The organism is Rathayibacter sp. AY1D1 (assembly GCF_002932635.1).
In the GTDB taxonomy this organism is placed as follows: Bacteria; Actinomycetota; Actinomycetes; order Actinomycetales; family Microbacteriaceae; genus Rathayibacter.
In genome coordinates, this window is record NZ_PSVY01000026.1 from 16,658 (window position 1) to 39,532 (window position 22,875).

The following is a 22,875-nucleotide window of genomic DNA, read 5'->3' on the forward strand; positions in this document are numbered from 1 at the left end:
GGTCGGCCGCCCACCGCTCCGGCCCCTCCAGCGCGGGTCCGCGCGGCTCCGCCCCGTCAGCTCCGCTCCGGGAACGCCCCCTCCTCGCGGATCCGCTCGTTGAGCGCCGCCAGGAACACGCCCTCGTCGAGGTCGAGCGGTACCTCGCGTCCCGTCCAGCTCGAGTAGTGGATGGCGTTGGCGAGCCGGACCCCGAGGATCCCCTCCGCCCCGGGTGCGAGCAGCGGCGTGCCGTGCAGGATGCTGTCCGTGAAGTCCTGCAGGACGGCCGTGTGCTGCTCGCCCCAGACCGACGCCGACTCGATCCGCTCCGTCGTGGAGAGGCCCGCGGTGTCGTAGCGACCGCTGAGCAGGAGGCCCACGTCCTCGGCGCTGAGGGCGGCGCTGACCTCGCGCTCGGGGGCGTTCAGCCGGGTGATCGTCGCGACCCGGGAGTCGTCGACGACGATCCGGCCGCGGTCGCCGACGATCTCGAGGCGGTCTGTGCCGATCGGGTCGTGCGTCGTGGTGACCAGCACGCCGGTCGTGCCCCCGCCGAAGTCGGCGAGCACCGTCACCTCGTCCTCCACCGCGATGTCGCGGCACCGCCCGTAGCCGGCCTTCGCGACCACCGACTCCGGCACTCCGCACAGCCACTGCCACAGGTCGAGCTGGTGGGGCGCCTGGTTGACCAGGACGCCTCCGCCCTCGCCTCCCCAGGTCGCGCGCCACGCGCTCTGGTCGAAGTAGGCCTGCGGCCGCCACCAGGTCGTGATGATCCAGTTCGAGCGCAGGATCCGGCCGATCCCGCCCTCGTCGACGACCTCCTTGAGCCGGCGGTAGAGCGGGTTCGCCCGCTGGTTGAACATGATCGCGAAGCGCTGACCGGGACGGGCGGCGGCGGCCTCGTTCAGCTCCGCGACCTGCGCGGCGTAGACGCCCGCCGGCTTGTCGACCAGCACGTGCAGCCCGTGCTCGAGAGCGTCGATGCCGATCCCGGGGTGGAGGTAGTGCGGAGTGCAGACGACGACGGCGTCGACCTCTCCGCTCGCGAGGAGGGAGCGGTGGTCGGCGTGGAAGGACGCTCCGGGTGCGAGCGCGGCGGCCGCCGCCTCCCGGGCGGGGTCGACGTCGGTGACGGCGGTGACGACGAGGTCGCGCACTCTGCCGTCGGCGAGGAAGCGGGCGTAGGAGGAGCCCTGGGCGCCGAATCCGATGATGCCGAGGCGGACGGTGGTCATGGGAGGAGTCCTTCGTTCGGGGTGGAGTGGGGGATCCGCGCGGGCGCGCTCGGGGCGTAGGCGGCCTGGACGATCGCGAGCGACCTCGCCGCCTCGCGGGGCGAGATCCAGAAGGGCTCGTCCTCGCCGAGGCGGGCGTAGAAGTCGTGGACGAGCAACTCGTGCGAGGCGCCCCAGTACGAGCGCCCGCCGGATCGGCGCTCCGTGTCCGGGACGACCTCGACGGATCCGTCGTCGCGCCGCACGGTGAGGGCACCGCGCAGCGAGACGGTGGCGCGCTCGGTGCGCAGGCGGAGCTCGACCGGCTCGTCCCACGCGTTCGCCACGGTCGCGTAGAGGACGCTGCGCGCGCCGGAGGCGTGGGTGAGCACCAGGTCGGCGGTGTCCTCGACCTCGATCGGCAGCAGGCGCGTGGAGGCGGAGCCGCTCACCGCGACCACCTCGCCGAGGAGCCACTGCAGGAGGTCGACGGTGTGGATCGCCTGGTTCATCAGCATCCCGCCGCCGCCCTTGGCCCGCATCCCGCGCCAGGGGCGGTCGAGGTAGTAGCCGGGAGCGCGGTGCCAGAGCACGGTCGCGGCCGCACCCGTCACGGCACCCAGGGAGCCGGACGCCAGCAGCTCGCGGAGGCGCTGCACGGGCGGGTTGTAGCGGTTCTGGAAGCAGACGCCGATGCGCGCCCCGCCCCGCTCGGCCGCGGCGATCACCTGCTCGCCCTCGGCGACGGAGGAGGCGAGCGGCTTCTCGAGGAGCACCGCGACGCCGCGGTCCAGGGCCGCGACCGCCAGCGCGGCGTGCGTGCTGTGCGGAGTGCAGACGTGCACGACGTCGGGGCGGACGGAGTCGAGCATCCGGACCGCCTCGGGGAAGCCCGGCACCGCGTGCCTCTCGGCGGCCGCGGCGAGCCGGCCCGGGTCGGTGTCGCAGACCGCCACCAGCTCCGCGCCGGGCGCTGTGCCGATCGCCGCGAGGTGGACGGAGGAGATGTCGCCGCAGCCGATCACCGCCGCGCGGACGGTCATCGCAGGTCGATCCCGAGCGAGGAGGCGAGCCCCCGGAAGGCCCGAGCGGCCACTCCGAACGACTCGGGGCCGGAGAATCCGCCGAGGGCGTCCGTGATCGCGAGGTGCGGCTCCAGCGAGGCGACGCCCGTCCAGCCGTCGTCGCGCAGGGCGGTGAGCGTCTCGCGCAGCTGGCCGTCGCCCTCGCCGGCGGGCACCACGGTGCCGGTCGCGGCCACCGCGTCCTTCACCTGCAGGTAGTCGACGTAGGGCCGCAGCGCCGTCCAGCCGTCGTCGAAGGGCCGCACCCCGCACTGCACGAAGTTCGCGTTGTCCCAGGCGAGGCGCAGGGCGGGCGAGCCGACGGACTCGACCAGGTCGAGGATCCGCTCGGGGACGTCGCCGTAGATGTCCTTCTCGTTCTCGTGCAGCAGCACCACGCCCTCGCGCTCGGCGCGGTCGGCGAGCATGCGCATGCGCAGCAGGACGTCGTCGCGGATGCTCTCGACCGGCACTCCCTCGCCCCGGTAGAACGAGAAGACGCGGATGCTCGGTGTGCCGAGGGCGTGCGCGGCGCGGATGACGCGGTCGAGGCGCGCGACCTCGAGCTCGGGGTCGAGGGCGACGTCGACCTTGCCGATGGGCGAGGCGACTGCCGAGACGGACTGGCCGCCGCGCTCGAGCACGGCGGCCAGGCGGGCGAGGCGCTCGTCGTCGAGGTCGACGACGTTCCGGCCCCAGGCGCTGCGCACCTCGATGCTGTGCGCGCCGAGCGCTCGGAGGACGGCGACCTGGACGACCGGGTCGGGGTCGATCTCGTCGCCGAAGCCGGAGAGGGTCCAGGGTGCGGGGTTCGCGGGTGCGGTCGTCGCGGGTGCGGTGGTCACGGTGCGTGCCTCGTTCTCGTCATCGGGAACCGGCGGGCAGGAGCGCCGCCGTGCCACGACCATACGCGTATTGGCAACCGATTGACAAGATCGAAGGCGCGCCTCTACCGTCGGGGGCGTTCCGGGCCGCGGAGACGCCGGCCCCCACCGCGACCGGGAGGACTGCCGTGACCAGGATCGGCGTGCAGGCGATGATGCTGAAGGACGCGTTCGCCTCGGCGGGCGCCTTCGCGACGCTCCGGGAGGTCCGAGCGATCGGCTACCGGTCGGTGGAGATCTCGCAGATCCCGCTGACGGCGGCCACCGTGGCCGAGCTGCAGCGGGCGCGGGACGAGCTCGGCGTCGAGATCGCGGCGATCTCGGCGGGCCTGGCACCGGGGGACTCCCCGGGCGCCGCGCTCGAGGGCGGGCTCGCCGGGATCGTCGCCGACGCCCGCGCGCTCGGCACGCGCACGGTCCGGATCGGCATGCTGCCCGCCTCCGCGGCGGCCTCGCCGGCCGCTCTGCTCGACTTCGCCGACCGCTGCCAGGCCGCCGCGGCGAGGCTCCGCGACGACGGGCTGCGGCTGCTGCTCCACAACCACCACCACGAGTTCGCGCGGCACGGCGGCCGCCTCCTGCTCGACGTCGTCGCCGACCGGGCTCCGCTGCTGGGGCTCGAGCTCGACGTGCACTGGGTGCAGCGGGGCGGGCTCGATCCCGTGACGACGCTGCGCCGGTACGGGGAGCGCGTCGCCCTGGTGCACCTGAAGGACTACCGGGTCGGGCCGCCCGCCGACATGTCCGGCGGGTGGTCCGTGCACGCCTTCACCTCGAACGTGCAGTTCGCCGAGGTGGGGGAGGGAAACCTCGACTTCCCGGGGATCATCGGGACGAGCCTCGCGCTCGGCGTCGACCACCTCCTCGTCGAGCAGGACGAGCGCTACGGGCGGAGCGCGCTCGACTGCCTGCGGATCTCGCACGACAACCTCGTCGCGATGGGTTTCGCGGACCTGTTCTGAGGAGCGGCCGAGGCTCCTCCCCAGGGATCGGAGCGGCCCGTTCTCCAGTGCTCAGGGGCCCGGGTCCCCGCCGCGTCGGGCGCGACGGCATGCTCGACCCGTCGACGGAGGAGGTGGTGGCGGTGGTCGTTCCGGACAGTGTGCTCGGCGTGACGGCGCTCGTCGCGCTGGTGCTGTCCGGGGTGCTCCACGCCTCCGTGCGGGTCTGGCGGCGGGGTCCCGCTGGACGACCGCACGGTCTCCGCGCGCCTGTTCAGGGCGGTCCTGGTGATCATCGCGCTCGACACGGCGTACCTCGTCGTGGCCGGCGAGGAGCTCTTCGCATCCGGGCGCAGCCCCGGAGAAGAAGCAGCCGGATCCGCCGGGGTCCGCCTCCGCTCCGCGGAGCGGAGGACAATGGAGGGACCCCCAGCGAAGGAGACCACCGTGGATCAGCCGCGCATGAACGTCGAGTCGTTCAACCTCGACCACCGCACCGTCGCAGCGCCGTACGTGCGCCTCGCCGACGCGAAGACGCTGCCCGGAGGCGACCACCTCGTCAAGTACGACGTGCGCTTCACCCAGCCCAACCGCGGGCACCTCGAAATGCCCACCGTGCACTCGCTCGAGCACCTGTTCGCCGAGAAGTCCCGCAACCACTCCGACCGCGTGATCGACTTCTCGCCGATGGGCTGCCAGACCGGCTTCTACCTGCTCCTCTCGGGCGAGCCCGAGCTCTCCGAGGTGCTCGGCCTGGTCGAGGCGACGCTCCAGGACATCACCGAGGCCGACGAGGTCCCGGCCGCCAACGAGACCCAGTGCGGCTGGGGCGCCAACCACTCCCTCGAGGGGGCGCAGGAGGCGGCGCGCACGTTCCTCGCGCACCGCTCGGAGTGGGAGACGGTCACCGCGTGAGCACGGCGATCGTCCTGGTCGCGATGGACGAGGAGGCCGCGCCGTTCCTCGCCGCCGCGTCCAGCGCCTCCGAGCCGCGCGCCGTCGGCAACGCGCTGCAGTGGGAGCTCGAGCTCGACTCCCGCGCGGTGCTGCTCGTCCGCACCGGCATCGGCCTCGTTAACGCGGCCGGCGGTCTCACCGCAGCGATCCTGCAGGAGGGCGGCTCCCGGCCGCTCGTGGTGAGCGCGGGGACCGCCGGCGGCCTGGGCGCCGACGTCCGCGTGGGCGAGGTCGTGATCGGCGCCGAATACGTGCAGACCGACGCCGATGCGCGGGCGTTCGGCTACGCGCTCGGGCAGGTCCCGGGGATGCCCGCCCGTTACTCCGGGGACGACGCGGCGCTCGCCGCGGAGCTCGAGCTGCTGGAGGGGCCGCCGGTGCGCCGCGGCCTGATCGTCTCGAGCGACGTCTTCGTCTCGAGCGCCCACGTGGACCGCGTGCGGAACGACTTCCCCGGCGCGCTCGCCACCGACATGGAATCCGTCTCCCTCGCGCAGACGGCGCACGTGCACGGGCTGCCGTTCGTCTCGGTCCGCGGGATCTCGGACCTCTGCGCCCCCGGCGAGTTCGAGGCGCACGTCGACGACGCGGCCGATCGCTCCGTCGCCGTGGTGCGGGCGCTGCTGCGCGGGCTCGGCGACCGGGACTGATGGACGGGCGGCCCTCCGCGACAGCGCGGAAGGGCCGCCCGGCGGTCAGTCGTTGCCGACGTGCTGGTCGCCGGCCTCCTGGGCCTTGTCGACCTGGCCGGCGAACTTCCCGCCGGTCGCGGAGTCGGCGGCGTCGCCCGCCTTGTCGAGTCCCTTGTCGGTCAGCTCCTCGCCCTTGTCGCTGTTCACGGCGTTCTTCGCCTTGTCCGCGAGTCCTCCGAGATCCACCATGGGGTCGTTCCTTCCGTCGATGAGCGCCCGTCGAGCAACGGGCCGCCGCCAGTCTCCGCCGCTCGGCGAGGATCTGCGCGGGGTTGCGTCTCACGGCCGCGCCGAGGACGATGCGCCTCCGGCCCGGCCCGTCAGCCCGCTGCGCCGAGCCCCGTCACCGCACCGGCGATCGCCGTCGTCTCCTCGCCGTCCGGCCAGCGCAGCCGCACGCCCGGCTCCGTGACGACGCTCCCCACCGCGGCCGTCGCGGTCCAGGGTGTGCCCATCCTCGACTCCCCCCGCCGGTCGGCGGTGATCATCGCGAAGCCGGGGAAGCAGCCGAGCCAGTCGGCGGTGCCGGCCGCCTCGGGGACGGGGACCGCCGCGAGGTCGATCACCGCTCCTCCTCCGCTGGCCTCGGCGAGCATGCCGACCGTCCCCACCAGCCCGGCCATGCTCACGTCCTTCGCCGCCCTCGGCCGCGCGAGTCCGACGGAGGCGGCCATCGCCCGGAGCTCCTCCGCGCGCCGGGACGACGTCGAGTCCCACTGGGCGCCCGCGAAGCCGGGCCGCCAGCCGCCGCCGAGGTCGGCCGTCAGCGAGAGCTCGTCGCCCGGAGCGGCCGCGCCCGGCACCGGCGCCGCGGTACGGCCGAGACCGGTGACGCTCAGGGCCGCCGGCACTCCGAGCTGGGTGTGCCCGCCGAGCACGGGGACGCCCCAGGCGGCGGAGGCGGCCCGCAGACCGCTCACGATGCGCGCGGCGGCGGCCGCGTCGCGAGCGCCGATCGCGTCCATCAGCCCGATGCCGGTCGCGCCCATCGCGGTGAGGTCGTTGACGTTGACCAGCACCGAGCACCACCCCGCCCACTCCGGGTGGCGCTCCACCATGGACGGGACGATCGCGTCGCAGACGGCGATCAGGTCGCTGCCCGGGACCGGTGCTCCGTCGTCGCCGACGAAGCCGGCCCCACCGAGGCCCCCCTCGGCCGCCAGCGGAGCCAGAAGGGCGCCGAGGGCCGCCTTGGCCGCGGTGGCCGCCCGGTCGAGCCGGTCGACCGGCCAGCGCATCCGGGCGTGCTCGACTCGGGCGACGGTGCTCGTGCCGATCCTCCGCCAGCCGAGCCGCCGGAACAGCACCTCGTTGCGCAGCTGCACCGAGGCCTCGAAGCGGAGCACCCCGCGCGCCTCCGCCTCCGCGCAGGCCGCGCGCACGAGGGCGGCACCGATCCCGGAGCCGCCCCGCGCCTCGCGCGCCACCACCAGGCGGCTGCCGGTCCACCAGCCCAGATCGCGTCCGCCGCCGACAGGCGCGATCCGGACCCCGCCGAGCACCGCGCCGTCCGGAGCCACCGCGACGAGCACCACCGAGCGCGGATCGTCGTCGGCGTCGTCGTGGTCGTCGCCCGCGAACAGCCCCTGCTCGGCGACGAAGGCCTCGCGCCGCAGGGCCCGGTGCGCGGCGAGCTCGCGCTCCTCCGCCCGCACCACCGTGAACGCAGGCGCGACCCGAACACCCTCGAGGATCGAGAGCTCCACCATCAGGCGCCGGCCGTCTTCAGGACGCCGCAGGCCCCGCACGCCGCGCAGCCCGCACTCTGCCCGCTGCTCAGCATCCCGGCCTCGATCAGGAGCGCGGCGACCTCGGCGCTGACCCGCTCCAGCAGTGACCCGGCCGGCGGGAGCACGTGGTCGACCTCGGTCGCCAGGGTCCCGCGCAGCGGACGGAAGGGCACCACGAAGGGGTAGACCCCCATCCCGATCAGCTCGCGGGCGCTCGTGACCAGCTCGTCCGGGTCCTCGCCGAGGCCCACCAGGAGGTAGGTCGAGACCTGGTTGCGGCCGAAGATCCGCACTGCCTCGCGCCATGCCCAGCGGTACTCGTCCAGGCTGACCCGCGCCTTGCCCGGGGTCCAGCGCTGCCGCACCGCGTCGTCCATCGACTCCACGTGGATGCCGATCGAGACGGCGCCCGCGTCCTTCAGCGCCTGCAGCGCCGAGACGTCGGAGGGCGGCTCGCACTGCACCTGGATCGGCAGCCCGGGGACCGCCGCGAGCACCGCGCGGACGCAGCGCGCGAGGTGGGCCGCTCCGCGGTCGCGGCCCTTGGAGGTGCCGGTGGTCATCACCATCTGGCGCACGCCGTCGAGGCGGACCGCCGCCTCCGCGACCTCGGCGAGCTGGGCCGGGGTCTTGACCGCGATGGTCGCACCGGCTTCGAGCGAGGCCTCGATCGCGCAGAAGCGGCAGCGCTCCGCCTCGTCGTAGCGCATGCAGGTCTGGACGACGGTGGTCGCGAGGATGTCACGGCCGTGCAGCCGGGCGATCTTCTCGTAGGAGACGCCGTCGGCGGTGTCGAGATCGTAGAAGCGCGGGCGGCGGACGGGAGTCACGTCCAGGCCGATGTCGGCGCCCTCGAGCAGGAGGCGGTTCCCGCTCACCACGTAGGGGCTGTCGGGGTTCACCGGGATCGCGGCGCCCAGGCCGCCGAGCATCACGTGCCCGTCGTCGCTCGGGCCGGCGCCGGCCTCGCGGTGCACCGGTGCCTCGACGCGGATGCCCTGCAGGGCGATGTCGACGCGAGTGCGGAGGGCGGAGGGGCCGGTGCGGCGGATCCCGGTCGAGTGCGCCCCGCCCGGGGAGTGCGCCCCGCCGACCGGGTGCGGGCCGGCGGCCGGGTGCGCCGCACCGGTTGCCGGCGGCGAGGACGCGGGGGAGGGACTGCGGAGATCGGTCACGAGGACTCCTTCGTGGCACCGCGGAGCGGGCCGGACGGGCCGCGCACAGCGGCGGCCGGGATGTCGGTGCGGTCGTCTCACCCCCCAGTCAAGGCGCCTCGTGTTTCGCCCTCGTGACGGGAGGAACGCGGTCTCGTTACGGATCCGCCGTCACGGGAGCTTCTTCCGGTGGAAACCACTCCGAAACATCCCGGCCGTTGACTGGACGCGTTCCACTCCGCACCACTGCTCCACCCCGGCGGACGTCGTCCCGCGTCGTCTCAGCGCATCCCGCCGGAGCCATGCACTCGCACGCCGCTTCGGCGGACCGACACCAGGAGGAACCATGTCCGTCTCCCAGGAGATCGAAGACCAGGTCAGCGCCAACATCGAGATGTCGCGCTCCGAGATCGCCCACCCGGCGCTCCCGAAGGGCAGCAACCTCTACGGCTCCACCAAGGTCTTCCCCGACTACCAGGCCGAGCCCGGGGAGTCGTACCTGACCCTCGTGCACGGCATCGCCCACGAGTCCTCGGTCAGCTTCGTCGCAGTGCTCCAGGCCACCCGCGCGGCGCGGAAGGGCTACGAGTCCGCGCTCTACTTCTACGGGCCCGGCACCATCAACGCGATGGCCACCCGCGGCTTCCCGACGGTCGGCGACTCCGGATTCCCCGGCGAGCAGAACCTCAACAACGCCATCGAGACCTTCATCCAGGAGGGGAACCGCGTCTTCGTCTGCCGGTTCGGCATGGCGCTCCACGGCCTCCGCGAGGAGGACCTGATCGAGGGCTGCATCCCCTGCCACCCGCTCGACGTGCAGGACGCGCTCATCCACTACGCCCGCAAGGGCGCGATCATCAACTCCACCTACAACCTGTAGGCGATCGCGATGACCCTCGTCGGATCGGTCGCGGCGAACTTCACCCGCGACCTGGATCAGAACTACGCGCTCATCGCCTCCCTGGCCGAGGAGGCCCGCGAGAGGGGAGTGCGCTTCCTGGTGCTCCCCGAGGCCGCGATCGGCGGCTACCTCTCCTCGCTCGGCAACCACGGCGACACGGTCGCCACCACCTGCCGCTCCCTCCCGCCGGCGGTGCGCCTGGACGGGCCGGAGCTGCGGCGGGTGCAGGAGATCGTCGGCGACCTGGTGGTGGCGATCGGCTTCTGCGAGCTCGACGACGACGGCGAGACCCGCTACAACGCGGCCGCGCTCCTGGACGGCGGGCAGATCTACGGCAGCTACCGGAAGGTGCACCAGCCGCTGGGCGAGCACCTCTCGTACTCGCCGGGCCCGGGCTACGGCACCTTCGAGACGCCGGTCGGCCGGGTGGGCCTGCAGATCTGCTACGACAAGGCGTTCCCCGAGGCGGCGCGGTCGATGGCGCTGGACGGCGCCGAGATCATCGCCTCGCTCTCGGCGTGGCCGGCCGCTCGGACGGCGACGGCCGAGAACCTGCAGGAGGACCGCTGGACGTACCGGTTCAATCAGTTCGACATCGCCCGCGCCCTCGACAATCAGGTGTTCTGGCTCGCCTCGAACCAGTCGGGGACCTTCGGCTCGCTCCGCTACGTCGGGAACGCGAAGGTCGTCGATCCCGGCGGCAACGTGCTCGCGACGACGCTGCTCGGAGCAGGCATGGCCGTCGCCGACATCGACGTGCGCGGCGCCTTCGAGGCGATGCGCGGCGGGATGTTCCACCTGCGCGACCGGCGGCCCGACGCCTACGACATCGACCGGGTCTGGAACGGAGGACTCGTCCATGCCTGAGATGACCTTCCACGTCCGCTGGCCGGACGGCTCGGAGGAGCGCTGCTACTCGCCGAGCCTGGTCGTGCACGAGTTCCTCGGGACCGGGACCGCCTACTCGCTCGAGGACTTCGTCGCCCGTTCGAGTGAGGCGCTGCGCATCGCGTCGGACCGGGTGCGGGAGCGGTTCGGGTTCGCCTGCACCTCCGCGATGCAGCAGGAGTCCGACATCCTCCGCACGGCGCAGCGCTTCGAGGGCGGCACGGTCAGGGTGCTCGCGATGGAGCCGCCCGCTCCGGCCGGGCAGCGGGTGCGGCCGTGAGCGCCGCTATCGAGCCCGGGCGCCACGTCGAGGTCGCGGTGGTCGGAGGCGGGCAGGCCGGGCTCTCGATCAGCCGGCACCTGGTCGACGACGGCATCGAGCACGTCGTGCTCGAGCGCGCGACCATCGGCCACGACTGGATCGACCGCCGCTGGGACGCCTTCACCCTCGTCACGCCGAACTGGCAGTGCCGCCTCCCCGGGTACCCCTACGACGGGCCGGACCCGGACGGATTCATGACGCGCGACGAGGTGCACGCGTGGGTGCGCCGCTACGCGCAGAGCTTCGACGCCCCCGTGGTCGAGGGCGTGGAGGTGAGCCGGCTCCGCGAGCGCGCCGGGGGAGGTTTCGAGCTGATCACGAGCGCGGGCGCGATCACGGCCGACCAGGTCGTCGTGGCGACCGGCGGCTACCACCGCCCGGTCCTCCCCGCCGTCGCCGCGCGGCTGCCGTCGGACGTGCTGCAGCTCCACTCCGCCGACTACCGCTCGCCGGAGGCGCTCCCGCCCGGCGGCGTGCTCGTCGTCGGCTCCGGGCAGTCGGGCGCGCAGATCGCCGAGGACCTCTTCCTCGCCGGGCGCGAGGTCCACCTCGCCCTCGGCAGCGCGCCGCGGGTGGCGCGCTTCTACCGGGGCCGCGACTGCGTCGCCTGGCTCCAGGACATGGGCGTGTACGACGTGCCCGTCCACGCGCAGGTCGGCGGGCTCACCAAGCGGGAGTCGACCAACCACTACGTGACGGGGCGCGGGGGCGGGCGGGACATCGACCTGCGCGCCTTCGCCCGCGACGGGATGCACCTCTACGGCCGACTGGCCGGGGTGGAGGGGTCCCGGCTGCGCTTCGCCCCCACGGCGGAGGCGTCGCTCGACTACGCGGACTCGGTCGCGGAGTCGATCAAGGACGACATCGACCGCTACATCGCGGCGCACGGCATCGACGCTCCCGAGGAGGACCGCTGCCGTCCGGTCTGGCGGCCGGAGTCCGAGGCGACCGGGCTCGACCTCGCGCGCATCGGCAGCGTCGTCTGGGCGGTCGGGTTCCGCTCCGACTATCGCTGGGTCGAGATCGGCGTGTTCGACGGCGCCGGCCATCCCACCCACCAGCGCGGAGTGACGAGCGTGCCGGGCCTGTCGTTCCTCGGGCTGCCGTGGCTGCACACCTGGGGGTCCGGCCGCTTCGAGGCGATCGCCCGCGATGCGGGGCACCTGGCGGAGGAGGTCCGGCGAGTGCGCGAGGCGGGGCGCTTCGCTCGGGAGCGCGAGCCGGATCTCGCCGGATAGCCTCCTCGCATGACGGAGACGGTGATGGGTGCGGTCGCAGCGCACTTCGGTCGCGACATCGACCGCACCCTCGCCAAGCTCGCCGGCATCATCGCTCACGCCCGCGAGCGCTCGGTCGACCTGCTCGTGCTCCCGGACGCGACCCTCGGCGGCTACCTGCTCGACCTCCAGCACCCCGGGCCGGACCTGCCGCCGAGCCTCGAGCTCGATGGGCCGGAGGTCGCCCGCGTGGCCGAGCTGGCGGGCGATCTCACCGTGTGCTTCGGGATCGCGGAGCGCGCGCTCGAGGGCGGTCGCGAGGTCCGCTACGACACCGCGGTCTGCGTGCACGGCGGGCGCGTGATCGGCACGCACCGCAAGGTCCACCTGCCGCTGGGCGAGTCCGAGGCGTACCTGCCGGGTCGCGGCTTCGCCGCCTTCGACTCGCCGATCGGGAGGATGGGGATGCTGATCGACTTCGACAAGACCTTCCCGGAGTCCTCGCGCTCGCTGGCCCTCGACGGCGCGGAGGTGCTGGCCTGCCTCAGCGCGTGGCCCGCGAGCGTGACCGACCGCTCCGATCGGATCCGCAACGACCGCCAGGCCCACCTGTTCGATCTCTACGACTGCGCCCGCGCCGCCGAGAACCAGGTCTACCTCGTCTCCTCGAACCAGACCGGCGTGCTCGGCGGCCTGCGGTTCCTCGGGCAGGCGAAGGTCGTGGATCCGGCGGGAGAGATCATCGCGAAGACCTGGGCGAAGGGCGGGCTCGCGCTCGCCTCCGCTGACGTCGCCGGCTCCGTCGCCCGCGCCCGCCGCACGATGCACCACCTCCGCGACCGCGCGGAGCACGCCTACCGGAGCTGAGATGCGGATCTGCCTGCTGACCTACTCCACCCGGCCGCGCGGCGGGGTGGTGCACACCCTCGCCCTCGCCGAGGCGCTCGCGCGCGCCGGACACGACGTCACGGTGCGCACGCTCGCCCGGGGCGGCGACGACTCCTTCTTCCGCCCCGTCGATCCGTGCGTGACCGTGCGGGTGGTGCCCTTTCCGCACCGCGAGGGCGAGCCGGTCGGCGCCCGCATCGTCCGGTCCATCGCCGCGATGGCCGAGGCCCTGCGGGGCGAGGACGCCCCGGTCGTCCACGCGCAGGACTGCATCTCGGCCAACGCGGCGCTCGCCGCCGGACTCGCGCCGATCCGCACGATCCACCACCTGGACGACTTCACCACCCCGGAGCTGCGCGCCTGCCACGACCGCGCCGTCCGGCTCCCCCTGACCCGGCTGTGCGTGTCCGCTGCGGTCGCCGAGGAGGTGCGCGCCGGCTGGGGGCTGCTGCCCGACGTGATCCCGAACGGTGTCGACGCGGCGCGGTTCGCGGCCGCCGTCGACGATCCGCTGACCGGGGGGTGGCGGGCCGAGCTCGGCCCGTACCTCCTCGCCCTCGGCGGCATCGAGCCGCGGAAGGGCAGCATCGAGCTGCTCGAGGCGTGGGCTCTGCTGCGCGAGCGCGGCCACGACGTCGCGCTGGTGTTCGGCGGCGGCGAGACCCTGTTCGACTACCGCGAGTACCGGGCTGCCTTCGACCGGAGGGCGGCCGAGCTCGGGATCGCTCCGGTGATCCTCGGCACCGTTCCGGAGGAGAGGCTCGCTCCGCTCGTCGCCGGCGCCTCCGCGCTGGGCTTCGTCTCGGTGAAGGAGGGGTTCGGGCTGGCGGCGATGGAGGCGCTCGCCGCGGGGGTGCCGGTCGTGGCGCGGGAGCTGCCGGTGATCCACGAGGTGTTCGGGGACGCGGTCCGCTACGGGCGGGACCCCGCCTCCTTCGCCGACGCGCTGGAGGAGGCCCTGACGCTGCCCTCGCCGGACGGCCGGGCCCTGGCCGCCTCGCACTCCTGGGACGACGTCGCGGCCGCGCATCTGCGGTTCTACGAGCGAGTGCTCGACGGCTCGGTTCAGAGCTCAGGAGGAACTCCTCCGGACGGGCCGGGATCCGCGCGAGCAGGCGTGCCCGGATGACTCCGTCCTGCCGCCTGGACACGATCGGGCGCCGCCGGTGACCCGCCGGTCGATCTCGCGCATCGTCACCGGTCTCGCCGACGCCGATCCCGACCGGATCGTCGCCGTGGCCGACGAGGGCGCGCTGACGGCGGGGGAGCTCGACCGCGAGAGCACCCGCCTCGCCCGCGCCTACCGCGATCTCGGCGTCCGGACCGACGACCTCGTCACCGTCTCGCTCTCGAACTCGCTGGACGCGCTCGTCGTCTGCGCGGCGGTCTGGAAGGCGGGCGCCGTGCCGCAGCCGGTCTCGACCGGGCTGTCGGCGGCGGAGCGCGCCGAGGTGGAGCGGATCGCGCGGCCGGCGCTCGTCATCGGCGCGCCCTCCTCCTCCGCTGTCCCGTGGCGCGCGGGCGACTGGCGGCCCGGGCCGGAGGTGCCGGCCGGCTCGCTCGAGGACCGGTGGGCCTCGTCCTGGAAGGCGCCCACCTCCTCCGGCAGCACGGGGCGGCCGAAGGTGGTGCTGGCCGCGGGCCCGGCGCTGCTGGATCCGGACGCGCCGGTCGCGCCGTTCCTGCCGCGCGAGGGCGTGCAGCTGGTGAGCGGCCCGCTGATGCACTCGGCGACCTTCACCTACGCCTTCCGCGGGCTGATGACCGGGCAGCGCCTGGTGCTGCTGCCGCGGTTCGACGCCGCCCGGGTCCTCGCGGCGATCGAGGAGCACCGCGTCACCTGGACCCTGCTCGTCCCGACCACGATCCGCCGCCTGCTGGCTGCGCCCGAGCGGTCGGGGGCGGACGTGTCCTCGCTCGCGACGGTGCTGCACCTCGGAGCGCCCTGCGCGCCCGCCGACAAGCGGGCGCTGATCGGCTGGCTCGGCCCGGAGCGGGTGGTCGAGGTCTATGCGGGCAGCGAGTCGAACGGACTGACGATGATCACGGGCCGGGAGTGGCTGGAGCACCCGGGCAGTGTCGGACGGCCGATCAGCGGGACGACCCTGCGCATCCTGCGGGAGGACGGCACGGAGGCTCCGACCGGCGAGCTCGGCCGCATCTGGCTGCACCGCGGCGAGGCCCCCGCCTACCGCTACCTCGGCGCGGGCTCGCGGCGGACGGAGGAGGGCTGGGACACCCTCGGCGACGTCGGCCGCGTCGACGGGGACGGGTGGCTCTGGGTGGTCGACCGCGCCGACGATCTGATCCTCCGGGGCGGAGTGAGCGTCTGGCCGGCCGAGGTCGAGCGGGTGCTGGAGGCCCTGCCCGGAGTCCGCGGGGCGGTCGCCTTCGGCGTGCCGGACACGGAGCTGGGGCAGGCGGTGGAGGCGGTCGTCGACGTGGGCGACGCGGGCGTGGACCCGGCCGGTCTGCTCGCTCGGGCGAACGCCGAGCTGGGCGCTGAGCGGCGCCTCCGGGCCCTCCGGATCGTGCACGAGCCCGTTCGGAGCGACGCGGGCAAGGTCCGTCGCTCCGCGCTCGCCCCCGCGGCGCAGACGCTCGGGACCCACCGTTCCGCCGGCACCCCGGATGGGCCAGAGTAGGCCCTGCGCCCCCGCGCACCGACCCCAGGGAGACCCGATGAAGTACATGCTGATCATGCGCGCGACCGATGCGGCGAAGGAGGCCTACGCCTCCATCCCGTTCGACGAGATCATCACCCGGATGGGGCAGTACAACGAGGCGATGATCGAGGCGGGCGTGCTGCTCTCGGGCGACGGCCTGGCCGACGACGTCGCCTCCTCCGGCTTCGTGGTCGACTTCTCCTCCGAGCCGCCGACCGTCGTCGACGGCGCCTACGGCCCGACCGAGTCGCTCTTCAACGGCTTCTGGATCATCGGGGTCGACTCGAAGGAGCAGGCCCGCGAGTGGGCGCTGCGCTGCCCGCTGGTGCCCGGCAACCGCCTCGAGGTGCGCCGGATCACCGACGAGAGCGACTTCGCGGAGTTCGCCGACAACGAGTACGTGCAGAAGGAGGCCGGCTGGCGCGAGGACGAGGCGGCGCGCGCCTCCGGGGACTGACGCGGCGGCGGGCGTCACGCCTCCGTGACGACGCCCGCCTCGACGTGCCAGTGCCGCGTCAGCTGCACCGTCTCGAGCATCCGCCGGTCGTGGGTGACCAGCAGCAGGGTGCCCTCGTACGCCTCGAGCGCCTCCTCCAGCTGCTCGATGGCGACGAGGTCGAGGTGGTTGGTCGGCTCGTCGAGCACCAGGAGGTTCGTGCCGCGGGCCTGGAGGAGCGCCAGGGCGGCCCGCGTCCGCTCGCCCGGCGAGAGCTCGCCGACGCGGCGGCCGACGTGGTCGGCCTTCAGCCCGAACTTCGCCAGCAGGGTGCGGACCTCGGCGGTCGGCCACTCGGGCACCAGCGCCTCGAACGCGTCCGCGAGCGGCACCTCGGCGGCGAGCATCCCGCGCGCCTGATCGATCTCGCCGATCGCCACGCTCGCTCCGAGGGAGGCGCCGCCCTCCTCCGGCTCGGCGCGGCCGAGGAGGAGCGACAGCAGCGTCGACTTGCCGGCGCCGTTGGGCCCGGTGATGCCGATCCGGTCGCCCGCGTCGACCTGGAGCGACACCGGCCCGAGCGTGAAGGCGCCGCGGCGGGCCACCGCGCCGTTCAGCGTCGAGACGACCGAGCTCGAGCGCGGGGCGCTGCCGATCGTGAAGGCGAGCTGCCACTCCTTGCGCGGCTCCTCGACCTCCTCGAGCCGCGCGATCCGGCTCTCCATCTGGCGCACCTTCTGCGCCTGCTTCTCGCTCGACTCCGCCGAGGCCTTGCGGCGGATCTTGTCGTTGTCGGGGGCCTTCTTCATCGCGTTGCGCACGCCCTGGCTCGACCACTCCCGCTGGGTGCGGGCGCGGGAGACCAGGTCGGCCTTCTGCTCGGCGAAGTCCTCGTACTTCTCGCGGCGCTGGCGGCGCGCGGTCTCGCGCTCCTCCAGGAACGCGTCGTAGCCGCCTCCGTAGACCCGGTTGGTGCCCTGCGCGAGATCGAGCTCGAGCACGCGGGTGACGCTGCGGGCGAGGAACTCGCGATCGTGGCTCACGAGGACCGCGCCGCCGCGGAGTCCGCGGACGAAGGCCTCCAGGCGCTCCAGGCCGTCGAGGTCGAGGTCGTTGGTCGGCTCGTCGAGCAGCACCACGTCGAAGCGCGAGAGCAGCAGCGCCGCGAGGCCCACCCGCGCCGCCTGCCCGCCGGAGAGGGAGGTCATCGTCGAGGAGGCGGCCGCGGCTCCGAGCGACAGGCCCAGGTCGGCCAGGACGACCGGGGTGCGCTCGTCGAGGTCGGCCGCGCCGCTCGCGAGCCAGCGGTCGAGCGCGAGGGCGTAGCGGTCGGCGATCGAGCCGTCGGGATCGGGATCGGCCAGGGCGGAGGCGGCGGTGTCGAGCTCGGCGGAGGCCTCGGCGCAGCCGGTGCGGCGCGCGATGTAGCCGGCGACGGTCTCGCCCTCGCGGCGCTCGTGCTCCTGCGGCAGCCAGCCGACGAAGGCGTCGCCCGGCGAGAGAACGACGGAGCCCTCGAGTGGAGCCGTCTCGCCCGCGAGGATGCGCAGGAGCGTCGACTTGCCGGCTCCGTTCGCCCCCACGACGCCCACCACGTCCCCGGGGGCGACCGTCAGGTCGAGTCCGTCGAACAGGGTGCGGTGCGCATAGCCTCCGGAGAGGCCCTTGGCGACGAGGGTGGCGGTCACCGGTCCAGCGTAGGCGCGGGCGACTCGCTAGACGGCCTGGTGATCAGCCGGTCTAGGATGTGCGGATGAGCGACACGAGCCTGCGGAGCGGCGCCGGGTACTGGTACCCGGACGAGTCGTCCACCCGCCGCGCTGTCGAGGTGCTGAGCGCGATGCGCACGTACCGCGTCTCCGAGGTCTCGATGCGCCGCCGCACGCGTGAGCGGATGGCGATGGGCGAGACGGACCTGATCGCCATCCAGTACCTGCTCCGCCAGCAGCGCAAGGGCGAGCTGGTGACCGGCAAGGACCTGGCCTCGCACCTCTCCATCTCGTCCGCGTCGACCACGGTCCTCATCGACCGCCTGGTCCGCAGCGGCCACCTCGTGCGCAAGCCCAACCCGACCGACCGGCGCGGGATCGTCGTGGAGGCGACCGTCGACAGCGACGACGAGGTGCGCGCCACGCTCCAGGAGATGCACCGCCGGATGCTCGAGATCGCCGAGGACCTGGACGCCCCCGAGGCCGAGGTCGTCGTCAACTTCCTCCGCCGGATGAGCGCGGCCGTCGACGAGATCGACGCGGAGCACGGCGACGGGCACGATACGGACGAAGCCGACCCGGCGGAACCCTCCGAGGCGAAATAGCTAGACGGACTAGTAATAAGCCGAGGGGCCTATAGTCTGGCGGCATGGGTCAATTCCTCTACGGCACTCCTCCCGCCGTCATCGAGATCGAGGACCGGACCCTGGCCCACCTCCAGATCGTGATCTACGCGAAGTTCCGCCGCGACGAGCGCTTCAGCCTCACCCTCGACTCGATGCCCGAGGGCGCGCGCGGCCGCCACTCCTTCTGGATGAACCCGAACATCGCCCTGCAGTTCCATTTCGCGGGGAGCCGGCAGCCGACGATCAACCCGACCTGGGTCGAGCTCCTGATGGACGCGGCGAACAGTGGCGGCGGGCTGCGCCTGCTCCCCGAGCCCCCGTCGTGACCCGGTCCCGGTGAGGCCGACCCGGCCCGGACGACCGCGGAGCTCCCTCCACGACGGTGGATCCGCACACCCGCCTCCTGCGACAGCGCACGTGCCCCCGGCCGCCCCGTCTCCTAGGGTGGAGCGGGCGCCGCGGGGCGTGCGGAGGGCGGGGGACATGCGCAGGACGGTCATCGGAGCGACGGCACTGGCCGGTGTGCTCGCGCTCGCGGGGTGCTCGGCGCCCGCTCCGGCTCCGACGGTCACGGTCACCGTGTTCGCCACGGCGACGCCGACTCCGGTGCCGGACCCGACCGTCACGGCGGCGCTCCCGCAAGCGACGGCCACGGTCTTCGCGCCGGTCCCCGAGGCAACGGTCACCTTCACGCCGAACGCGACACCGGACATCCCCGAGACCGCCTTCGCGGTCGACAACGGCGCGGTTCCCGGGGCGAACGGCGAGCCGACCCGCGATGGGGAGGGGGACATCGTGAGCTACACCGTGGTGCAGGGCGACACGTTCTTCGACATCGCGCAGCGCTTCGGGATCCCGGTGCAGCAGCTGCTCCGGATGAACCCGACGATCGCCGGAGCCGGCGAGGCGGTCTACATCAATGCAGTCATCAACCTCGACGCGAGCACGCTGGGCTGAGCGGAGCGGCGAGCCGCGGAGGCGGCCGCTCAGAGCGACCCGGCTACTGCGACTTCGGCAGGACGTGGAACGCGACGGCGAGCGATCCCGAGATCATCAGGATGCCGCTGACGAAGAGGAATCCGGCGATGTCGGGCAGCAGGAACGAGTTGCCGAGAACGAGGATCCCGCCGAGGAACAGCACGAACGAGAGGACGACGCCCAGACCAGTCATGCCCTCATCGTACGCAGGTCACGGGAGCAGGAGGTCCGCGAGCTCCTCGGCGCCGGACACCAGCGCGATCGTCCCGACCGCCTCGAGCGGCGATCCGTAGCCCCACTCGACCATGATCGTCGGCACGCCGTGGGCGGCGGCGCCCTGCACGTCGTGCTCGCGGTCGCCCACCATCACCGGCGCCGAGAGGTCGACGCCGAGCTCGAGGAGCCGGCGCAGCGCCTCCTCCACGACGTCGGCCTTGGCGCTGCGGACCTCGTCCTCGGAGGCGCCGCAGATCACCGTGAAGTACTGCGCCAGTCCGTAGTGCTCGAGGATGCGCGTGGCCGCCGACTCCGGCTTGGAGGTCGCGAGCGAGAGCGGCACGCCGGCCTCGGCGATGCGCGCCAGCACCTCGGGCAGCCCCGGGTAGACCGAGGAGTCGAACAGCCCGCCCGCGTTGTAGCGGCGGCGGTAGACCACGAGCGCGGCCTGCGCCTCCTCGACGGTCATCCCGCCGAGCTCGCGGAACGCCTCGAGCAGCGGAGGGCCGACGTAGGCCAGCAGCTCGGCCGGAGCGGGCACGGGGCGGCCCAGCTCGACGAAGGTCTCGACGAGGGTGCCGGTGATGCCGGGGGCGGAGTCGGTGATCGTGCCGTCGAGGTCGAACAGGATGCAGGACCAGGTGCCGGCTCGCGCGTCGAGGCCGGTGGCGGCGAGGGTCGTGTCGGACATGGCGGGCTCCTGACCTCGGAGGACGGGGTGACGCCGGCGCTGCCCCGCCGGGGGCCACACTCTACGGCCGTTCGGCGTCCAGAGCCCGTTCGACGAACGAACGGGTGACGACCTGGGCGATCGAGCCGGGGTCGAGCTGCACGGCGACGAAGTCGGCGGTGCGGATCAGCGCGAAGGCCTCGCGTCCGGGGAGGACCAGCATCTGCACCCGCGGATGCTGCTGCCGGGGGACCGCGGTGCGCACCTCGTCCGTGGAGGTGAACAGCGGCAGGACCTGCTCCCCGGTGGTCGTCGCGACGGTGCGGACGTGCGGCACGCCTCCGGGCTGGGAGCCCGTGACGTCGACCACGAGGGAGCCGTCGAGGCAGGCCTCGAGCAGCCGGTCGACGGCCTCGGCGGTGGGAGCGGCGACGAGCGCCTCCAGTGCTTCCCGAGCCTCCGCATTGCGGTACGGACCGGGTCGCGCCGGGCGTGCAGGGGGTCCGCCTCGTCGTGCCATGACTCCACGCTAACGAAGACCGGGGCGTGATCGGAATCGCCGGGACCGGTTCCCGGGAATGCGCGCGATCGGTGTCCGGAATCGTTACGGCCGTCTGCGGACACCGTGTCCTCTATTCGACGGCTGGTGGCGAACAGCTCGATTCCGCCCTGATTGCCTCCGCTTATCCTGAACATTCCCCTCGACATGGCGCGAGAAAGGGACGAATGGCGCCATTCATGGCGCACTCGATTGTGAAAGGGGGTAATGTCTCTCCCGGTCCGGGTCGAGACAGTCCGGTCCCGCGAACTCCAGGAGGAAAAGTGGCCCAGAAGATCACGCTTGTCGACGATATCGACGGAACCCTTATCGATTCCGGTGACGGCGGTACCGTCCGCTTCAGCATCGAGGGCGCCAACTACGAGATCGATCTCGGCCCCGACAACATCGCCGAGCTCCACTCGGCGCTCGAGAAGTTCGTCTCGAGCGCCCGCCGCGTCGGCTCGCGCCCCGCGGCCGCCACGAGCGTCGCGACCGCCTCCAAGAGCGACCCCAAGCAGCTCAAGGCCATCCGCGAGTGGGCGAACGCCAACGGCCACCCCGTCTCCGACCGCGGACGCATCCCCTCCGAGGTCCAGGCCGCCTACCAGGCCGCCCACAAGTAGCGGCCGCCGGGCTCTCGGCCCGGTGAGACGCAGCATTCCCGGGCCTCGCGCCCGGTGAGCGGAAGGCCCCCGTGATCCGATCGCGGGGGCCTTCGCCGTGCCCGTCGCCGTGCCTGTCAGAACAGGCGCGTGTGGGAGTCGTCGGTGCCGCGCATGGCCTCGTAGTCGAGCACCACGCAGCGGATTCCGCGGTCCTCGGCGAGAGTCCGCGCCTGCGGCTTGATCTCCTGAGCGGCGAAGACTCCCGTCACCGGGAAGAGGTGCGGATCGCGATTCATCAGCTCGAGATAGCGGGTGAGCTGCTCCACTCCGTCGATCTCGCCGCGGCGCTTGATCTCGACGGCGACGGCGGCTCCCGAGGAATCGCGGGCGAGGATGTCGACCGGGCCGATCGCGGTCATGTACTCGCGCCGGACGAGAGTGTGCCCCTCTCCGAGGAGGCCGATCTGCTCGGCGAGAAGGCGCTGGAGATGCGACTCCACTCCGTCCTTCACGAGTCCCGGATCGACGCCGAGCTCGTGCGCCGAATCGTGCAGCACCTCGTGGATGGAGACGACGAGAGCGTCGCCGGTCTTGCGGTGCGCGACGGTCCACTGCTGCGTCACTCCCGCGGCGCGCGCCTCCTCGTCGGGCTCGCCCGTGATCAGCGTGCAGGGCGGGCTCATCCAGTTCAGCGGCTTGTAGGAGCCGCCGTCGGAGTGGATGAGGACGCTCCCGTCGGCCTTGACGAGCAGGAGGCGGGTGGCGAGCGGGAGGTGGGCGCTGAGACGGCCGGTGTAGTCGACGGAGCAGCGCGCGATGACGAGACGCACCCGTCGAGGATAGACGGCACGGCCCCGGCGGGCTCCCGGCTCAGTGCGCGGCGACGGGAGGCCGGCGGCCGAGCGGAGGAGCGGGCGGCGGCACCGAGAGCGAGGCGCGCAGCGCGACCGCGAACTCGGCCGGCGCCTCCGCCCACGGGTGGTGGCCGCTCGACTCGATGACGGCCAGGCTCGCCTGCGGCAGGAGCGCGGTGAGCGCCTCCAGAGCGGCGACGCCCGTCACCGGATCGTCCTCGCCGCCGAGGACGACCGCGGGGCAGTCGAGGCGCTGCAGAGCGTCGCGGATCGCCGCGGTGTCGTCGGAGCCGGCGGGAGTCGTGTGACCGGCAGCCCGGTCGTCGATCCCGAGCCAGGCGGTGCCGGGGGCGATCAGGAGCAGGTGGGCGACGCGCTCGGGCGCGTCCACGGCGGCGAGCAGGACGGCGCGGCAGCCGGAGTCGTGCGCGGCGAGATCGAGCTCGTCGACGCCGAGGTGGCGGCGCAGGTCCTCCACGTCGGCGGCCGTCGTGGCCGGGGGAGCGGGAGGCAGCTCCGCGGAGTCGCCCACTCCGCGCGGGTGCAGCACGAGGACGCGGCGCGTGCAGGCGATCGAGGCGAACGAGCCGAGGTAGGAGGGGTGGCGCTCCGGCTCACCGGGGACGACCACCAGGGGCCGCCCCTGACCGGCTCCGTGCTCGTCGACGTGGAGCAGGGCGCCGTCGCGCGCTCGGTACCGCATCCGCTCCCCCTCCGCCGCCGTCCTGGGAAGCCTA

Annotated in this window: 27 protein-coding genes; 15 read left to right on the plus strand and 12 right to left on the minus strand. The window is 73.4% G+C overall.

All coding sequences use genetic code 11. The annotated features are described in order from the left end of the window. Positions 1-56 precede the first annotated feature (56 nt). The 3 genes from C5C56_RS14030 to C5C56_RS14040 are packed head-to-tail and all read right to left on the minus strand — an operon-like array spanning position 57 to position 3,108. Positions 57-1,220 carry a Gfo/Idh/MocA family protein gene (locus tag C5C56_RS14030; RefSeq protein ID WP_104319799.1) on the minus strand — a complete coding sequence of 388 codons (1,164 nt, stop codon included), beginning with the start codon at positions 1,218-1,220 and terminating at the stop codon, positions 57-59. After that, entirely contained in the window at positions 1,217-2,242 is a 1,026-nt protein-coding gene (locus C5C56_RS14035) for a Gfo/Idh/MocA family protein (protein WP_104319800.1), read from the minus strand. The genes C5C56_RS14030 and C5C56_RS14035 overlap by 4 nt, the downstream gene beginning before the upstream one ends. Beyond that, entirely contained in the window at positions 2,239-3,108 is an 870-nt protein-coding gene (locus C5C56_RS14040; RefSeq protein WP_258065681.1) for a sugar phosphate isomerase/epimerase, read from the minus strand. Before C5C56_RS14040 ends, C5C56_RS14035 begins: the two co-directional genes overlap by 4 nt. Before the next feature lie 167 nt (positions 3,109-3,275). On the opposite strand from C5C56_RS14040, the gene C5C56_RS14045 reads away from it, so the two are divergent. The 3 genes from C5C56_RS14045 to mtnN all read left to right on the plus strand — a co-directional run bounded on the left by C5C56_RS14045 (position 3,276) and on the right by mtnN (position 5,695). Further along, positions 3,276-4,109, plus strand: coding sequence for a sugar phosphate isomerase/epimerase (locus C5C56_RS14045; RefSeq protein ID WP_258065682.1), 834 nt, complete (start codon positions 3,276-3,278; stop codon positions 4,107-4,109). 396 nt (positions 4,110-4,505) lie between these two features. Further along, positions 4,506-5,003, plus strand: coding sequence for an S-ribosylhomocysteine lyase (locus C5C56_RS14050; RefSeq protein ID WP_308470742.1), 498 nt, complete (start codon positions 4,506-4,508; stop codon positions 5,001-5,003). Next, entirely contained in the window at positions 5,000-5,695 is a 696-nt protein-coding gene (gene mtnN, locus C5C56_RS14055) for a 5'-methylthioadenosine/S-adenosylhomocysteine nucleosidase (RefSeq protein ID WP_258065683.1), read from the plus strand. Before C5C56_RS14050 ends, mtnN begins: the two co-directional genes overlap by 4 nt. A gap of 45 nt (positions 5,696-5,740) precedes the next feature. Here mtnN and C5C56_RS14060 read toward each other — a convergent pair whose 3' ends face one another. The 3 genes from C5C56_RS14060 to C5C56_RS14070 all read right to left on the minus strand — a co-directional run bounded on the left by C5C56_RS14060 (position 5,741) and on the right by C5C56_RS14070 (position 8,642). Beyond that, positions 5,741-5,926 (minus strand): antitoxin, encoded by a 186-nt coding sequence (locus C5C56_RS14060; protein WP_104222638.1) that lies wholly within the window; start codon positions 5,924-5,926, stop codon positions 5,741-5,743. Between the two features lie 131 nt (positions 5,927-6,057). Then, on the minus strand, positions 6,058-7,446 hold the full coding sequence (locus C5C56_RS14065; protein ID WP_104319802.1) for an MSMEG_0567/sll0787 family protein: 1,389 nt from the start codon (positions 7,444-7,446) through the stop codon (positions 6,058-6,060). Further along, complete coding sequence (locus C5C56_RS14070) at positions 7,446-8,642, minus strand: MSMEG_0568 family radical SAM protein (protein WP_258059779.1); 1,197 nt, start codon at positions 8,640-8,642, stop codon at positions 7,446-7,448. Before C5C56_RS14070 ends, C5C56_RS14065 begins: the two co-directional genes overlap by 1 nt. Before the next feature lie 325 nt (positions 8,643-8,967). Between C5C56_RS14070 and C5C56_RS14075 the strand changes: the two genes are divergently transcribed. The 8 genes from C5C56_RS14075 to C5C56_RS14110 are packed head-to-tail and all read left to right on the plus strand — an operon-like array spanning position 8,968 to position 15,960. Continuing rightward, the gene (locus C5C56_RS14075) at positions 8,968-9,501 is read left to right on the plus strand and encodes an MSMEG_0572/Sll0783 family nitrogen starvation response protein (RefSeq protein WP_104222636.1); all 534 of its coding nucleotides are present in this window, start codon (positions 8,968-8,970) and stop codon (positions 9,499-9,501) included. Between the two features lie 9 nt (positions 9,502-9,510). Next, a complete protein-coding gene (locus C5C56_RS14080; protein ID WP_104319803.1) occupies positions 9,511-10,389 on the plus strand; it encodes a carbon-nitrogen hydrolase family protein in 879 nt (292 codons plus the stop codon). Beyond that, positions 10,382-10,690, plus strand: a complete 309-nt coding sequence (locus C5C56_RS14085; protein WP_104222634.1) for an MSMEG_0570 family nitrogen starvation response protein — start codon at positions 10,382-10,384, stop codon at positions 10,688-10,690. The genes C5C56_RS14080 and C5C56_RS14085 overlap by 8 nt, the downstream gene beginning before the upstream one ends. Beyond that, positions 10,687-11,970: an MSMEG_0569 family flavin-dependent oxidoreductase gene (locus C5C56_RS14090; RefSeq protein ID WP_219812201.1), complete on the plus strand. Its 1,284-nt coding sequence runs from the start codon at positions 10,687-10,689 to the stop codon at positions 11,968-11,970. Before C5C56_RS14085 ends, C5C56_RS14090 begins: the two co-directional genes overlap by 4 nt. A 9-nt stretch (positions 11,971-11,979) precedes the next feature. Next, complete coding sequence (locus C5C56_RS14095) at positions 11,980-12,816, plus strand: carbon-nitrogen hydrolase family protein (RefSeq protein WP_104222633.1); 837 nt, start codon at positions 11,980-11,982, stop codon at positions 12,814-12,816. A gap of 1 nt (position 12,817) precedes the next feature. Then, complete coding sequence (locus tag C5C56_RS14100; protein ID WP_104222632.1) at positions 12,818-13,966, plus strand: MSMEG_0565 family glycosyltransferase; 1,149 nt, start codon at positions 12,818-12,820, stop codon at positions 13,964-13,966. A 37-nt stretch (positions 13,967-14,003) separates the two neighbouring features. After that, on the plus strand, positions 14,004-15,482 hold the full coding sequence (locus C5C56_RS14105; RefSeq protein ID WP_104319804.1) for an AMP-binding protein: 1,479 nt from the start codon (positions 14,004-14,006) through the stop codon (positions 15,480-15,482). Between the two features lie 37 nt (positions 15,483-15,519). Further along, positions 15,520-15,960 (plus strand): YciI family protein, encoded by a 441-nt coding sequence (locus tag C5C56_RS14110; RefSeq protein WP_104222630.1) that lies wholly within the window; start codon positions 15,520-15,522, stop codon positions 15,958-15,960. A gap of 14 nt (positions 15,961-15,974) precedes the next feature. On the opposite strand, the gene C5C56_RS14115 is transcribed toward C5C56_RS14110, so the two are convergent. After that, entirely contained in the window at positions 15,975-17,627 is a 1,653-nt protein-coding gene (locus tag C5C56_RS14115) for an ABC-F family ATP-binding cassette domain-containing protein (protein WP_104247560.1), read from the minus strand. 65 nt (positions 17,628-17,692) lie between these two features. Between C5C56_RS14115 and C5C56_RS14120 the strand changes: the two genes are divergently transcribed. From C5C56_RS14120 to C5C56_RS14130, 3 genes are all read left to right on the plus strand, one after another. Next, a complete protein-coding gene (locus tag C5C56_RS14120; protein ID WP_104247561.1) occupies positions 17,693-18,253 on the plus strand; it encodes a MarR family winged helix-turn-helix transcriptional regulator in 561 nt (186 codons plus the stop codon). A gap of 44 nt (positions 18,254-18,297) precedes the next feature. After that, positions 18,298-18,600, plus strand: a complete 303-nt coding sequence (locus tag C5C56_RS14125; RefSeq protein WP_104225758.1) for an ATP-dependent DNA ligase — start codon at positions 18,298-18,300, stop codon at positions 18,598-18,600. 157 nt (positions 18,601-18,757) lie between these two features. Then, complete coding sequence (locus C5C56_RS14130) at positions 18,758-19,231, plus strand: LysM domain-containing protein (protein ID WP_104222627.1); 474 nt, start codon at positions 18,758-18,760, stop codon at positions 19,229-19,231. A 43-nt stretch (positions 19,232-19,274) separates the two neighbouring features. On the opposite strand, the gene C5C56_RS17985 is transcribed toward C5C56_RS14130, so the two are convergent. The 3 genes from C5C56_RS17985 to C5C56_RS14140 form a co-directional block, all read right to left on the minus strand. Further along, the gene (locus C5C56_RS17985; protein WP_181137610.1) at positions 19,275-19,445 is read right to left on the minus strand and encodes a hypothetical protein; all 171 of its coding nucleotides are present in this window, start codon (positions 19,443-19,445) and stop codon (positions 19,275-19,277) included. 18 nt (positions 19,446-19,463) lie between these two features. After that, positions 19,464-20,159, minus strand: coding sequence for an HAD hydrolase-like protein (locus tag C5C56_RS14135; RefSeq protein WP_104247563.1), 696 nt, complete (start codon positions 20,157-20,159; stop codon positions 19,464-19,466). A gap of 61 nt (positions 20,160-20,220) precedes the next feature. Then, positions 20,221-20,658 carry an SseB family protein gene (locus tag C5C56_RS14140; RefSeq protein ID WP_104222625.1) on the minus strand — a complete coding sequence of 146 codons (438 nt, stop codon included), beginning with the start codon at positions 20,656-20,658 and terminating at the stop codon, positions 20,221-20,223. A 302-nt stretch (positions 20,659-20,960) separates the two neighbouring features. On the opposite strand from C5C56_RS14140, the gene C5C56_RS14145 reads away from it, so the two are divergent. Beyond that, entirely contained in the window at positions 20,961-21,302 is a 342-nt protein-coding gene (locus C5C56_RS14145) for an Lsr2 family protein (protein ID WP_104222624.1), read from the plus strand. A gap of 116 nt (positions 21,303-21,418) precedes the next feature. Here C5C56_RS14145 and nucS read toward each other — a convergent pair whose 3' ends face one another. Together nucS and C5C56_RS14155 are read right to left on the minus strand one after the other, a co-directional pair. Beyond that, the gene (nucS, locus tag C5C56_RS14150; RefSeq protein ID WP_104222623.1) at positions 21,419-22,114 is read right to left on the minus strand and encodes an endonuclease NucS; all 696 of its coding nucleotides are present in this window, start codon (positions 22,112-22,114) and stop codon (positions 21,419-21,421) included. Between the two features lie 40 nt (positions 22,115-22,154). Further along, complete coding sequence (locus C5C56_RS14155; RefSeq protein ID WP_104268838.1) at positions 22,155-22,841, minus strand: alpha/beta fold hydrolase; 687 nt, start codon at positions 22,839-22,841, stop codon at positions 22,155-22,157. Between the last annotated feature and the right edge of the window lie 34 nt (positions 22,842-22,875).

What these genes read in the sequence shown, in the direction of transcription:
- C5C56_RS14030 (WP_104319799.1), bottom strand. Translation starts at nt 1,220, where the DNA reads ATGACCACCGTCCGCCTCGGCATCATCGGATTCGGCGCCCAGGGCTCC.
- C5C56_RS14035 (WP_104319800.1), bottom strand. Translation starts at nt 2,242, where the DNA reads ATGACCGTCCGCGCGGCGGTGATCGGCTGCGGCGACATCTCCTCCGTC.
- C5C56_RS14050 (WP_308470742.1), top strand. Translation starts at nt 4,506, where the DNA reads ATGGAGGGACCCCCAGCGAAGGAGACCACCGTGGATCAGCCGCGCATG.
- C5C56_RS14060 (WP_104222638.1), bottom strand. Translation starts at nt 5,926, where the DNA reads ATGGTGGATCTCGGAGGACTCGCGGACAAGGCGAAGAACGCCGTGAAC.
- C5C56_RS14065 (WP_104319802.1), bottom strand. Translation starts at nt 7,446, where the DNA reads ATGGTGGAGCTCTCGATCCTCGAGGGTGTTCGGGTCGCGCCTGCGTTC.
- C5C56_RS14075 (WP_104222636.1), top strand. Translation starts at nt 8,968, where the DNA reads ATGTCCGTCTCCCAGGAGATCGAAGACCAGGTCAGCGCCAACATCGAG.
- C5C56_RS14080 (WP_104319803.1), top strand. Translation starts at nt 9,511, where the DNA reads ATGACCCTCGTCGGATCGGTCGCGGCGAACTTCACCCGCGACCTGGAT.
- C5C56_RS14085 (WP_104222634.1), top strand. Translation starts at nt 10,382, where the DNA reads ATGCCTGAGATGACCTTCCACGTCCGCTGGCCGGACGGCTCGGAGGAG.
- C5C56_RS14095 (WP_104222633.1), top strand. Translation starts at nt 11,980, where the DNA reads ATGACGGAGACGGTGATGGGTGCGGTCGCAGCGCACTTCGGTCGCGAC.
- C5C56_RS14100 (WP_104222632.1), top strand. Translation starts at nt 12,818, where the DNA reads ATGCGGATCTGCCTGCTGACCTACTCCACCCGGCCGCGCGGCGGGGTG.
- C5C56_RS14110 (WP_104222630.1), top strand. Translation starts at nt 15,520, where the DNA reads ATGAAGTACATGCTGATCATGCGCGCGACCGATGCGGCGAAGGAGGCC.
- C5C56_RS14120 (WP_104247561.1), top strand. Translation starts at nt 17,693, where the DNA reads ATGAGCGACACGAGCCTGCGGAGCGGCGCCGGGTACTGGTACCCGGAC.
- C5C56_RS14125 (WP_104225758.1), top strand. Translation starts at nt 18,298, where the DNA reads ATGGGTCAATTCCTCTACGGCACTCCTCCCGCCGTCATCGAGATCGAG.
- C5C56_RS14130 (WP_104222627.1), top strand. Translation starts at nt 18,758, where the DNA reads ATGCGCAGGACGGTCATCGGAGCGACGGCACTGGCCGGTGTGCTCGCG.
- C5C56_RS17985 (WP_181137610.1), bottom strand. Translation starts at nt 19,445, where the DNA reads ATGACTGGTCTGGGCGTCGTCCTCTCGTTCGTGCTGTTCCTCGGCGGG.
- C5C56_RS14135 (WP_104247563.1), bottom strand. Translation starts at nt 20,159, where the DNA reads ATGTCCGACACGACCCTCGCCGCCACCGGCCTCGACGCGCGAGCCGGC.
- C5C56_RS14140 (WP_104222625.1), bottom strand. Translation starts at nt 20,658, where the DNA reads ATGGCACGACGAGGCGGACCCCCTGCACGCCCGGCGCGACCCGGTCCG.
- C5C56_RS14155 (WP_104268838.1), bottom strand. Translation starts at nt 22,841, where the DNA reads ATGCGGTACCGAGCGCGCGACGGCGCCCTGCTCCACGTCGACGAGCAC.